General features: G+C 40.3%; 9 protein-coding genes and 1 pseudogene. 9 read left to right on the top strand and 1 reads right to left on the bottom strand.

What is annotated here, in order from left to right:
- The first annotated feature begins 11 nt into the window (after positions 1–11).
- The 4 genes from flgK to BABA_RS22255 all read left to right on the top strand — a co-directional run bounded on the left by flgK (position 12) and on the right by BABA_RS22255 (position 8,536).
- On the top strand, positions 12–1,460 hold the full coding sequence (flgK, locus tag BABA_RS22270; protein WP_007087511.1) for a flagellar hook-associated protein FlgK: 1,449 nt from the start codon (positions 12–14) through the stop codon (positions 1,458–1,460).
- Positions 1,461–1,472: 12 nt separating this feature from the next.
- On the top strand, positions 1,473–2,351 hold the full coding sequence (gene flgL, locus BABA_RS22265) for a flagellar hook-associated protein FlgL (protein ID WP_007087510.1): 879 nt from the start codon (positions 1,473–1,475) through the stop codon (positions 2,349–2,351).
- 426 nt (positions 2,352–2,777) lie between these two features.
- A complete protein-coding gene (locus BABA_RS28395) occupies positions 2,778–4,385 on the top strand; it encodes a flagellin N-terminal helical domain-containing protein (RefSeq protein WP_007087509.1) in 1,608 nt (535 codons plus the stop codon).
- Between the two features lie 89 nt (positions 4,386–4,474).
- A complete protein-coding gene (locus BABA_RS22255; RefSeq protein ID WP_007087508.1) occupies positions 4,475–8,536 on the top strand; it encodes an OmpL47-type beta-barrel domain-containing protein in 4,062 nt (1,353 codons plus the stop codon).
- A gap of 75 nt (positions 8,537–8,611) precedes the next feature.
- On the opposite strand, the gene BABA_RS22250 is transcribed toward BABA_RS22255, so the two are convergent.
- Positions 8,612–9,283 carry a glucosaminidase domain-containing protein gene (locus BABA_RS22250; protein ID WP_007087507.1) on the bottom strand — a complete coding sequence of 224 codons (672 nt, stop codon included), beginning with the start codon at positions 9,281–9,283 and terminating at the stop codon, positions 8,612–8,614.
- Positions 9,284–9,389: 106 nt separating this feature from the next.
- Between BABA_RS22250 and BABA_RS22245 the strand changes: the two genes are divergently transcribed.
- The 5 genes and pseudogenes from BABA_RS22245 to fliN form a co-directional block, all read left to right on the top strand.
- The gene (locus BABA_RS22245; protein ID WP_007087506.1) at positions 9,390–10,445 is read left to right on the top strand and encodes a flagellar hook-length control protein FliK; all 1,056 of its coding nucleotides are present in this window, start codon (positions 9,390–9,392) and stop codon (positions 10,443–10,445) included.
- A 16-nt stretch (positions 10,446–10,461) separates the two neighbouring features.
- Positions 10,462–10,890, top strand: coding sequence for a flagellar hook capping FlgD N-terminal domain-containing protein (locus tag BABA_RS22240; RefSeq protein WP_007087505.1), 429 nt, complete (start codon positions 10,462–10,464; stop codon positions 10,888–10,890).
- 19 nt (positions 10,891–10,909) lie between these two features.
- Positions 10,910–11,770 (top strand): flagellar hook-basal body complex protein, encoded by an 861-nt coding sequence (locus BABA_RS22235; protein WP_007087504.1) that lies wholly within the window; start codon positions 10,910–10,912, stop codon positions 11,768–11,770.
- Positions 11,771–11,866: 96 nt separating this feature from the next.
- Positions 11,867–12,790 (top strand): flagellar motor switch protein FliM, encoded by a 924-nt coding sequence (fliM, locus tag BABA_RS22230; RefSeq protein WP_007087503.1) that lies wholly within the window; start codon positions 11,867–11,869, stop codon positions 12,788–12,790.
- A gap of 106 nt (positions 12,791–12,896) precedes the next feature.
- Positions 12,897–13,151: pseudogene (gene fliN, locus BABA_RS28195) on the top strand (flagellar motor switch protein FliN); the annotation flags it as partial.
- Between the last annotated feature and the right edge of the window lie 121 nt (positions 13,152–13,272).

Here is a 13,272-nt window from a genome sequence, read left to right as displayed (position 1 = left end):
AGGAAACATAAATGAGTTCTACCTTTCACGGGATTGAAATAGGAAAACGAGCGATTTTTGCCCAGCAAACGGCATTGAGTGTAACGGGGCATAATATCGCCAATGCCAATACGGAAGGGTATACCCGTCAAAATGCCATCACACAAGCTTCCAATCCGCTTTCTTACCCGGGGATGAATGTCGGAAATGGTCCCTTGCAGTTCGGAACAGGTGTTGAAACGAAAGAAATCAATCGGATCCGAGACTCTTTTTTAGATGGCCAGTTTCGCAGTCAAAATGAACAGCTAGGGTATTGGGATGTCAAGCATGACACGCTTTCGAAAATTGAGGGGACGTTAAACGAGCCAACTGACAATGGCTTACAAGCAAGCTTCGATCGCTTCTGGCAATCGTGGGAAGATGTATCAAAAGAGCCTGATAGTTTAGCAGCTCGTGCCGCCCTGCTTTCCAATGCGAATGCCTTGGCAGGCCGTTTTAATCAAATTTCAAATTCCATGGATCAGTTAAGCACAGATTTGCAAAATCAACTTTCTACCAACACGCAGGAGATGAATAATTTAACAAAGCAAGTGAGTGCGCTGAATGTGCAAATTGCGAAAATTACGGCGAGCGGTCAGCAGCCCAATGATTTATTGGATCAACGGGATTTGCTAATTGATAAAATGTCAAAAATGGCTGACATCACGGTAAGGCCTGCCGGCAATGGCATGGTAGATGTTTTGGTGGGACAAGAGTACCTGGTGAAGGGGGATCAGAATTACCCGATCTCCTTTGATGCGACCACTAATCAAACAAAATTGAATGGGAAAAACATTTCCTTTACATCAGGGGAAATGGCAGGAATGGTTGAGTCGTTAACCAAAGATATCCCTTCCTTTATGGCAAAAATCAATGAGCTTGTGACGGTGTTTAGCAGGGAAGTGAATCAAATTCATCGCGACCCCGCTGCCATGAATTTGGATGATATTCAAAGTCTTAAAAATGACCCGAATGCGGTGACCGATCAGATCCCATTTTTTGTGGCAAAGGGTGGGACGGGCGATCCGACAACAGCCGGCGAAATAACGATTAATCCGCTTATCCTATCGTCATTGAATAAAATCGCGGCAGCGCGCACGGCGAATGTAAGTGATGCGGGAAATGCTAATTTACTGAACAACCTAAAGTTCAAAAATGTTTCTTTTTCAAATCAATCAACAACGATGAATAATTTCTATCGTACGATTGTGGGCGATGTGGGCATCAAGACAAAAGAAGCAATGCAAATGGGAAATAATTCGGATATCTTGGTGCAGCAGGCGGAGAGCCGAAGACAATCGGTTTCAGGTGTTTCCATTGATGAGGAAATGACAAATATGGTTCGCTTTCAGCAATCGTACAATGCGGCATCCAGATACATCTCGGTGATGGATGAGGTGCTAGATAAATTAATTAATGGAACTGGAAGAGTAGGGATCTAGGGGGTGAGTGGAGTGCGTGTCACGCAAAATATGTTAAGTACGCAGGTAATCAGAAATATTCAAACCAATTACCGGGCGATGAGTAAGTATCAAGAGCAGGTTTCTTCTGGTAAAGCGATTAACCGCGTTTCCGACGATCCTGTGAAATCAGTGCAAATTATGTCCCATCGGTCAGCTTTAATGGAAACCGAGCAATTCAAACGCAATGCAGAAGATGGGCTGACTTGGCTCGAAACTACAGATCGCTCCCTCGATGATTTAACACAAGTCATGCAAAAAGTGCGGGAACTTACTGTTCAAGGCAGCAATGGCGTCAATAACAAGGATTCCTTAGAAACGATTGCGATGGAATTAAAAGCGTTAAAGGGAAACATCGGCGATATCGCCAATGCCAGGCTCGGTGACCGCTATTTGTTCGCCGGAACAGCTACCGATACCGCACCGTTTGAAAATGGAGAGTTCGTAAGCAAAAATGGTGACTCCCTATCATGGAATGTCGGTCAGGGTATTTATATGAAGGTCAATGTCAATGGATCAGACATTTTCAACTTTCAATCGGGTGGATTAAACCTTCTGGAAACTGTCGGGAAAATTGCAGGCGAACTGGAGTCCGGTAATGATCCTCAGCAGTATTTAGACCATTTGGATAAGCAAATGAGCAATCTTCTCGCCCAGCGTTCCATCGTCGGATCCAATGTCAATCAATTAGAAATGATGGTCAATCGCTTGGATCAAACCATGCTTTCCACAAAAAGCATGCTTTCCAAGACAGAGGATGCTGATTTGGCAGAGATCATCACGAATTTTACAACGCAACAGACGATTCTGAACGCCGCATTATCATCAGGTGCCAAGGCAATTCAGCCAACGTTGGTAGATTTTTTACGGTAAAAATAAGAGCACTCCGAAATCTTAGGTTTCGGGGTGTTTTTTTTAGGCGAACTTAAGTAGAGCGGGGCTAAAAAATGGATTCGCCGATAGAATACGATAATTCGCCGATAGAACAACAAAATTCGCTGATAGAATGCGATAATTCGCCGATAGAACAACAAAATTCGCTGATAGAATACCATCTTTCGTAAAAGAGAGCCTCTTTGGATTGGTTGGCGTCAGTATTGGAGCCCAAAACTACCAAAAATAAAGGAAAACGGTCGCCAATAATCTAGTTTTCAAACAGTTTGTTAAAATAGCTGTTTATTTAACAAATATTTATAAAATACCCCAATTTCCTCTCTCCATTCTAGTAAAACGGTCGTTAATTAATAGTAGTAAGACAAAAAATAAATTGATACATAACGACTAGGAGGAATAGTAGAAATGAGAATCAATCACAACATTTCCGCATTAAATGCCTATCATCAACTAAGTGCAAACTCATCTGCAGCATCAAAGAACTTAGAAAAATTGTCATCAGGTTTACGGATAAACCGTGCAGCCGATGATGCAACTGGTCTAGCCATCTCTGAAAAAATGAGAGCGCAAATCCGCGGCTTGGATCAAGCATCTCGCAATGCGCAAGACGGAATTTCCTTAATCCAAACAGCTGAAGGCGCGATGAACGAAACACACAGCATTCTTCAACGTGTCCGTGAATTGGCTAACCAAGCAGCGAACGGAACTTCAACCAAGCAAGATAAAGAAAATATCCAAACAGAAGTCAATCAATTAATTGATGAAATTGATCGTGTTGCTAACGATACAGAATTCAATAGCTTTAAAATCCTTAACGGCGATATCTCAAAAACAGCCAAATTTGCTCAATCAACTGGAGGGGCAGTTGATAATGTAGTCGCTTCTGCTACGGCTGCAGCTGGAACTACAACCGTAATAACTTCTGATCAATTAGGGACAGCCACAGCTGCTATTTGGGAAACAGGAAAATTAATGGATCACAATACGGGAACACCTGCCGCTACAACTGGCGGAACTAAACTGACAAACCTTGGTGATGGGACGAATAACTATGGCCTTCAAGTAGGCGATGAGATATCTCTTTCCGCAATCGTGGGCGGCGAAGTGAAGAATTCAGTGTATGTTGTTACGGCTGAAAGCACATTAGATGACTTCATGGCTTCAGTAAAGAATACTTTAGGTGCTGCTGACGTTTCGGTGGATACAGCTGGTGGTAAAATTACTGCTGACACAGATGCTATGGGAGTGGATGTGGTAGCTGCTTCTAAGGCAAACTCGCTAGTGATTACTGGTCAATCAGGGGCTGCCAACGATATTGGTTCCCTAACTATTACGGCTTCCTCTTCGGAAGGGATTGCCCGTACTACCTTTAATGGTGAAATGAATGGCGGAATCAACGGTGGATTGGAACAAATTCAGGTTGCAGGAAACAAAGGTGACTACATTGCGCGAGTTGACATTAATGGAGACGGTAATAAGGGTGTTGGTGATGGAAGAATTGCTGTTCGTTCCAACTCTGTAGTTAAAGTCTCTAATCTTCAATTATCTTTTAAGGATACAATTAATGTTGGTGATAAATCTACGATTACAGTAGGTTCCTCCAATAATACAGTTTCCATCCACGTAGGGGCAAACTCTGGACAAACATTGGAAATCGGTATTAACGCAATGGATTCCGTGGCGTTAGGGCTTAAAAAGGACGGCGTGAATATTTCATTAATGAGTGAAGTTGGAGCTGAGAATGCTTTAAAGGTATTAGATAAAGCTGTCAGCACGGTTTCTTCTGAACGTTCTAAACTAGGGGCGATTCAAAACCGTTTAGAGCATACGATCAATAGCTTAGGCACATCTTCTGAAAACTTAACGGCAGCAGAATCACGTTTAAGAGATGTTGACATGGCGAATGAAATGATGCAATTTACGAAAAATAATATTCTTTCTCAAGCAGCACAATCGATGCTTGCGCAAGCAAATCAACAGCCTCAAGGAGTATTACAGCTTCTTCGTGGTTAATAACTAGTTTTTCCAATTAAAAAGAAGTCTCTTGTAAGAAGGGGACTTCTTTTTAAGCTATCTTTTAATAACATAAAGGAGGAAAAGGCATGTCCAAAATAAAGAAGAAACTTTCTTTCTTCGTCTTAGCTGTACTATTATTGCAATTATTTTCGCCTATTGCGTCCGCTTTTGCTGCAAGTAATTTAACTGCACCAACTAATATCCGTTTCTCTTTGGATGGCATAGACAATGTTGTTTTGAGATGGGATGCAGTTAGCGGGGCAACAACATATCGAGTTTACGAAATTAAAGGTGAAGAAAAGGTACAATTGAGTCAAACATCAAACCTAAATCGCTATTTTCCAACTGTTTCAGCAGGGACTCATACTTATGCAGTAACGGCGGTAAATAGTGGAGGTGAGTCTCCATTTTCAACCTCCATTGATGTGGAGATTAAATATCCTGAAATGCAGGCTCCTAATGGCTTTACTTCAACAATCTTAAATGGAAATGATGTTTCATTAAAATGGAGTGCAACGGAATTTGCCAATAGTTATAAAATTTACGAAGTGAAGAATGGTGAGAGAGTGCTTCTTGCTTCAACCACCACATTAAATAAAACATTTTTAAATGTTGTAGCGGGTCAACATAAATATGAATTAACTTCTTACAATGATAAATATGGAGAATCGAAGGCTAGTTTTCTAGATGTAAATATTGTATATCCGGAGATGGCTGCACCTGGGAACTTGTCATTTACTATTTATGATATCAATAATGCCACATTAAGTTGGAAGGAAGTTCCTTTTGCAGATTCATATAATGTCTATCAAATAGTGAGTGGAGAAAGAAAGTTCATTACCACCACAACAAATATCAGACAATATATCGCAAACATCCCAGAAGGAGAAAATGTTTACGAAGTAACGGCTAATAGTTCTAAATTTGGCGAATCAAAGGTAGGAAGTAAAATCACAGTTAAAATAGCATATCCCGAAATCCTACCACCGGACCAAATCAATTCATATTTCTATAATGGAAATGACCTATTGCTGATGTGGTCTTCTGTACAATATGCAAATACTTATAATGTTTATCAAGTGAAAGATGGTAAAAAGGAATTAATTGTAACTACTCCAAACCGCTCACAGTATATCAATAACCTTCCTGAAGGTGATTACACATATGAAATTGCTGCAGTGAGTGACCGTTTTGGCAATTCTACATCAAAGGCATACAATGTGACGGTTGCTTTTCCTGAAATGCAAGCACCAAAGGCAATTTTGACTAAGGATACAGCAAATAGTGCCATTATTAGCTGGGGTTCTGTACCATATGCAACCGAATACGAGGTGTATAAATTAGTAGGCGGTCAGCCAACATTAATTGGTACTACTTCTAAAACAGGTTACCCTGTTAAGGATCTTGAGCAAGGCAAACACGAATACACAGTCATTGCAAAATCCGATCGCTTCGGAAACTCTACTTTTTCAAATGTAGTCGTGGCTGAAGTAAAACCCGTCCTACCAGCACCACAACCAAACAAACCCGAAGTAAAAGGCGACTCTGTCACTATTACCTGGGAACCGGTTAAAGAGGCAGACAAATACAACGTGTACGAAGAAGTAGACGGGGAACGTGTATTGGTAGGAACGACTACTGATCCAACCATTACCGTGGATACTCCAGAAAAAGAAGGAACACATGAATATATTATCGTTCCGGTCACAAAGGATGGAACAGAGTCAATTGACTATGCAACTGTTGAAGTGGAAATCGATAAACCTTCCGATGTCACTGCACCTGTTACAGTAGCTGATACCAACGAAAAATGGTCGAAAGAGGATGTTTCTGTTACTCTTACCGCGACTGATGATATTAGCGGTGTTAAGAGCACCTATTATTCTATTGATCATGGAGAATTTGTCGAAGGAACAGACCTAACAATCAGTAAAGAAGGCATCCACACCGTTTCCTTCTATAGTGTAGATAACGCTGGCAACGTTGAAAAAGTGAAAACTGTAGATGTCAAAATCGACAAACAAGCACCGGAAACAGTAATCAATACTAGCGCTTATTGGTATAACAACGGTGTTAATGTGGAATTAACAGCAAAAGATAATCTATCGGGTGTAAAAGCCACCTATTATTCTGTTAATGATTCAGAGTCCGTTGAAGGAACAAGCTTTACATTAGAAAAAGAAGGTATTCACAAAGTTTCTTTCTATAGCGTTGACAATGTTGGCAACGTGGAGGACGTAAGAACGGTTGAAGTGAAAATTGATAAGGAAGCTCCTGTAACGACTGCAAAAATAAATGAGAATACGATGGTAGATTTATCCGCTACGGATAACCTTTCCGGAGTTCATTCAACGTACTACTCTGTAAATGGTTCTGATTTCAAAGAAGGAACAAGCTTTGAGGTTGATCAAGCTGGAGTTAATAAGATTACCTTCTACAGTGTCGACAACGCTGGAAACATGGAACCGAAACAGACGATAGAGGTAAAAGTAGATACAACCGCACCAGTCACAGTAAGCAATGTCGATGAAAAATGGTACACTGCAGCCGTAAATGTCGAGCTAACAGCAACCGATGACCTAAGCAAAGTAAAAGCAACTTACTATTCTATCGATGGCGCTGAGTTCACAGAAGGAACAAGCTTCACAATTGAACAAGAAGGCGTCCACACTCTAACCTTCTACAGTGTTGACAATGCCGGAAATATCGAAGACAAAAATACTGTAGAAGTAAAAGTAGATAAAACCGCACCAGTCACTGTAAGCAATGTCGATGAAAAATGGAACACAGCGGGCGTGAACGTTGAGTTGACCGCAGCCGATGACCTAAGCGGAGTAAAAGCCACCTATTATTCTATCGATGGCGCTGAGTTAAACGAAGGCACAAGCTTTACAATTGAAAAAGAAGGCATCCACACTCTAACCTTCTACAGCGTTGACAATGCAGGAAATATCGAAGACAAAAATACTGTAGAAGTAAAAGTAGATAAAACCGCACCAGTCACTGTAAGCAATATCCAGGAAAAATGGAACACCGCAGCGGCAAATGTCGAGCTAACAGCAACGGATGACCAAAGTGGAGTAAAAGCAACCTACTATTCTATCGATGGTGCTGAGTTCATAGAAGGAACAAGTTTTACAATCGAAAAAGAAGGCATCCACACTTTAACTTTCTACAGCGTCGACAATGCCGGAAATATTGAAGACAAAAATACTGTAGAAGTAAAAGTAGATAAAACTGCGCCAAATACTGTAAGCAATATCAAGAATAAATGGAACATAGCTGAGGTAAACGTCGAGCTAACAGCAACAGATGATCTAAGCGGAGTAAAAGCGACCTACTATTCTATTGATGGCGCTGCATTTAAAGAAGGCACAAGCTTTACAATCGAAAAAGAAGGCATCCACACCGTTACCTTCTACAGCAAAGATAACGCTGGAAATATCGAGGAAAAGCACACGGCAGAAGTAAAGATAGATAAAACTGCCCCAACCATCAAGGCGAATTTTCCAACGGAATTTGCCCTTGGAACAAGCGTAAGCCTGAATTATGAAGCAGCTGACACTCTTTCAGGCATCAAAGAAAGCTTCATCGAAGTCAATGGTGTCGTAAGCACAAATGGAAAAATTACTTTTAACAAACCTGGCATTAACAAGATTAAAATAACCGCCATCGACAATGCAGGACTACAGACAATTGTCGAAAAAACAGTTGCTGTTTATATCCAAGCTACCATTGAAGTGACGCCAAAAGTAATCAATTGTAACAATGGGGAGTTCACAGTTAGAGCGACTTTACCTAAAGGATATAGCTTCGCAAAAGTTGACCTATCCACTGTTACAATCAATAATGTCCATGCGCTTAATAATAGCAAAGGGCTGGAAAACCAAGCGAAAAATGGCCAATTTAAATTTGAGCGAGACGACTTTGTTTGGGATGAGAAAGAAGAGCATTTAGTATTCCGCGCAATTGTTGATGGGGTTCCTGTCGTTGGAAGCACCACTGTCGAAGTAATTAATAATCAAAAAAATAAGAAAAAAGACGATTGCAAAGATAAGAAAAACGAGCAGCAACAAGCTACGAAAAAAGATTGTGACAATGATGTCCTATCCTGGTTAGAACAGCTGCTAAAATTGCTGAAACATTAAAAAAAGAGGATGTACCAAAAGATTATCTTTTGGAAACATCCTCTTTTTGTGTTTAATAATGCCTAAGCTTTTGTTCTATACAAGCGTACCGAAGAAATTATTTACGCCTTTGACCCAATGATTATTTAAGCCGGTGGGATCGTTAGTAGCACCGACTGGGGCATATTTGGCACCGATTTTGGCAATGGTATCCAGCCCTTTATCCAAATAATTTCTCCGTAAGTTCCTTGCCATGTCAAAAACACTTTCTTCCACCGAATCATAGTGCTTTAAACCATTTTTGCCCATCATACCGGCAATATTATTTTTTTCATTAGCCGCTCGGGACGTACCATTTCCTGTCTCATGCATGGCGATAGAGGCTAGCAGCTTCGGATTAATATTGTATTTTCGTCCAGCTTCAATGAACGCTGTTCCAACATTGCTTAATTTACCTTTTAAATTCGAATTTAAATTCTCTAAAGGTGCCTCTGAAAAATCCAAGGTCCTGGCTGTTTCTAATACATGCGAATAATCCTTTATGTTGGCAAGGATAGGAGAGATGCCAGCAAGCAAACTTCCATTAGAAAGTTGGGGTTGTGGCAGATTGGCTGATTTTTGTTCGAGTAATACAGATTGTAAAATCGACTGGAAAAAATCACCATCAGGAAATTGCTGATTTATACTATTCAACTTCGGAAGATTAGCCGATATAGTAAGTAAAGCTATATTTTTAAACCAATCCGAAGATACGGGACCTATGCTCATAGTTGAATGCTCCTGTTAGTAAGACTTCTTTTCTACTATTTTACACTTTTTCAAAAATAGGGTAAATAAAATTGACTGAAATATTTTTTTAAAAGGAGAATAATCTGTGATTCCATCAGCTTCCTTGAATCCTGTACACCAAAAACTGTCTGATAAAGGCAGCCCCGCTAAACCAGAGGAACAGACAGCCGGGAAATTTATGGATTTATTGAACGTGTTCAAGCAAGAGACGGGGCAGGATTCGACCACTAATCTTGTTGCAATGGTAAACTCATTGCTCCAACCTACAAATGAGCAACCCGCCGAAACAACTAAACAAGTAAATCTAGAAGATGCCAAAGACAATGAGCTCACAACAAGAAATGATCTGATTGCTCTGGTAAGTTCTTTGGCTGAAACCACCATAGATCCGAAAGAAAAAGTGAAACATCTACCAAATGCAATGAAGCAAGAAGAAAGCGTCCCGCTTGAAAAGTTAACCAATCTCCCTGCGGAAGTTGCTTCACAAGCTAAAGAAACATTCCATCTTAAGCAAAAAACAGTCGAAGGGGCAATTCAATCCTCCTTTTCCTTACAAAATACAGATTCAGCAGCCCCTGATTTTGACTTTCAGCGGGGGGTTGAAGGCAAAGAAGTTATTTTTCAATCAGTCCAACCATACAACAACACCACAGCCGATTCTAAGAATAGTCGGGTCCAGTCACAGAAGGTATCGGTTGATCAGCTTTTTACAGAAGTAATGGATTTAGTAAAGAATCAAGCGAGTATTAAAAAGGCGGCTGAATTCATTGAAGCGAAATTCTCCCTTACACCTGAAAAGCTTGGAGACATTGATGTGAAATTGTCGATTCATAAAGGGCAAGTATTGGCCCATTTTACGGCAGATACATTGCTCGGCAAAGAGGCATTAGAATCACAAATTTCCCAGTTGCGTTCGTCCCTGCAGCATCAAGGGCTTCAAGTCGATAAAATAGAAATTTCCTTAAGCGGACAAGGGTTGCACCACTCTTTTTCGCAACAGGAGGGAAAATCACGACAAGATCAATCACAGCAACGATTTGCGAAAAAGAAAATCTCTGTCGATGAGTTTTATCAAAGCCATACGGTGACGGAAGAATACAAACAAAGAGGAACAGAAAACACCATCAATATTCTTGCTTAAAACGGAGGGAATCCATATGCCAACCATTAATTCCGTGAAAATGTCAACGGGTACAATCCAACAAACCCAGAATCAGAATCAAATGGATAAAGATCTTTTCCTGAAAATTTTAACTACCCAATTGCGAAATCAAGATCCAACCCAGCCCATGGAGGATCGCGAGATGATTGCCCAAATGGCGCAATTTAGTCAGCTGGAGCAAATTACCAACCTAAATCAAGTATTTACTCAATTTATGAGTAGTCAACAAGTCGATCTTAGCCGTTATTCTACTATGATGAACAAAGAAGTTTCCTGGATCGATGAGGTAAACGGCCAGATCGAAAGTGGAGTTGTTACAGGTATTATAAAAAAAGACAATCAATTCTTTTATCAAGTGAACGAAGAAGAGATTCCGGTAGGGAATATTATTTCCGCTAAAAATATGCCATTACAAAACGAATAAAAATTGGGAGGTACCAACCATGCTCCGTTCTTTAAATTCAAGTGTATCTGGGATGAAAGGGTTCCAAAATAAGTTAGATGTCATCGGAAACAATATCGCTAACGTCAATACAGTCGGTTTCAAAAAAAGCCGGATTGTGTTTCAAGATGTACTCAGTCAAACCGTAAGCAGCGGTACTACACCTACTGCAAATTCGGGTGGAACCAATCCTTTGCAAATCGGCTTAGGAGTGAAAACGGCAACCGTTGATTCCATTCAAACCCCAGGCAGTCCCACCACGACAAATCTTTCCTCCGATTTATATATTGATGGAAATGGCTTTTTCGCCGTTAAAAGCGATAGCGGTTCGACATATCTAACAAGAGCAGGAAACTTTAACCGCGATGCTAATGGGGATCTTGTAACACCGCAGGGGAATAAGGTTTTGGGTTTTAAGATTGATCCAGCTGATGATTCTTATGCCACTGATCCTGAACCGATCAATATTGATTCTACTAGGTTCGTATCCTACAATATTGATTTAAATGGGGTTGTTACTGGAGTAATGGCGGATGGCACACCAGAAAAAATTGCTGCTCTAGGTACTGTGGTGGTGTCGAATCCAGCAGGGTTGAAAAAAGTAGGCGGTTCGATGTATGAATTGACGGGGAGTGCGCAAATAAATGCTGATTTTACCATACCCAAGGTTGAAACCCTCATTACAACAAGAGATAAAAATAATGCCGGTCAAATCGTATCCGGTCAGCTTGAAATGTCCAATGTAGACCTCTCGGAAGAAATTACCGAAATGATTATTGCACAGCGTGGATTTCAAGCCAATGCCAAAGTCATTAACGTATCTGATTCCATTTTAGAAGAACTAATCAATTTAAAACGATAAAGGTGCTAGACCGTAATCAAATGTAAATGATAGTATTTAAAGGGGAAGGGATCTGCCTTCCCTTTAAATGATTTTTACGGCGGTGAGGAAATCTAGATGAAACTGTATGAAAACAGCAATGATGTAAACGTATATGATTTTAAAAAGGCACTGCGGTTATCGATGGAACAAGTTCGTGTGTTAACGCGGATCCACGATAATTTTGCCTATCAATTAGCTTCCTCCATTTCTACGCAATTACGGACAATTGTTCAAGTGGAGGTGTTGTCTGTTAATCAAATGATCTATGAAGAATTTATCAAACAGCTGCCACCCTTTACGATTATAAATATCTTTGAAACCCCGGAAAAAGGCCAGATGATTATGGAATTAAAGTCGCAGATGGCTTTTGCTATAATTGATCGGTTACTAGGCGGCCGCGATCTGCCTGCCTTCCCAGAGGAAAAAACAACATTAACACAAATCGAAAAAAAGATTCTCCAAAAACTTTTCGAAGGGTTCGTGGACAATCTCCAAAAATCCTGGAAAGATTTAATGAATGTACAGTTGAAGGTTGTTGAAATCGAAACCAATCCACAATTTTTACAGGTGGCGATTCCAAATGAAACCGTCATTGTGATTGCCTTTAACATCAAAATCGGTGATCTAACGGAATTGATGCACATTTGCATTCCCTATATTATTCTGGAGCCATTCCTGCCTAAATTATCATCTTATCAATTATTCTCGACGCGCAATAAAACGAATAGTCCCGAAGAGTCAAATTTGTTAAAATCAAAATTACAGGAGCTTGAAATTCCAATAAAAGTAGAGTTGGGACGCTCAAACATCACGATTGAAGAATTTTTAGCGTTGAATGTGGGCGATGTCGTCCAGCTTGACCAGCTTTATGAGGAGCCATTAAAGACAATGGTGGGGAAAGATGTTAAATTTTTAGTGAAACCCGGTGTGAAAAAGTCGCGAATGGCGGCAGAAATCGAAACTGTTTTTGAAAAAGAGGGTCATAAACATGAGTCATGATGGGAAAGTTTCAAAAGAAGAAATAGAAGCGTTATTGGGAGAAACGGGAGAACCAACCAAACCGTTTTTGTTTCAGGATTTAGAAGAAAAGCCTCTTAACGATGAGGATGAAAAATCGGTTAATTTAGACCTATTGATGGATATTAATCTAGAAGTTGTCGTTGAATTAGGGCGAACTAAGAAGAAAATAAACGAGATCTTAGAGCTTTCACAAGGATCCATTATCGAATTGGATCGCGTGTCAGGAGAACCCGTGGATCTATTAATCAACGGAAAAGTAGTGGCCAAAGGGGAAGTCGTCGTCATTGACGAATACTTCGGGATCAGAATTACAGAAATTATCAATAAGACAATCAATTAAACCTAAAAAAGGGCTGATTCCATGTGAATCAGCCCTTTTTTGAGAGGTAAGAAAGTATAAATTTCGACTTTGAGAATTGTCCAGCTCCAGCGCCCTAGCGGCTAGTGTCCTTCGCTCTCCG

It is taken from the genome of Neobacillus bataviensis LMG 21833 (genome assembly GCF_000307875.1).
Taxonomy (GTDB): domain Bacteria; phylum Bacillota; class Bacilli; order Bacillales; family Cytobacillaceae; genus Neobacillus; species Neobacillus bataviensis.
This window is presented reverse-complemented; position numbering and strand designations above follow the sequence as displayed.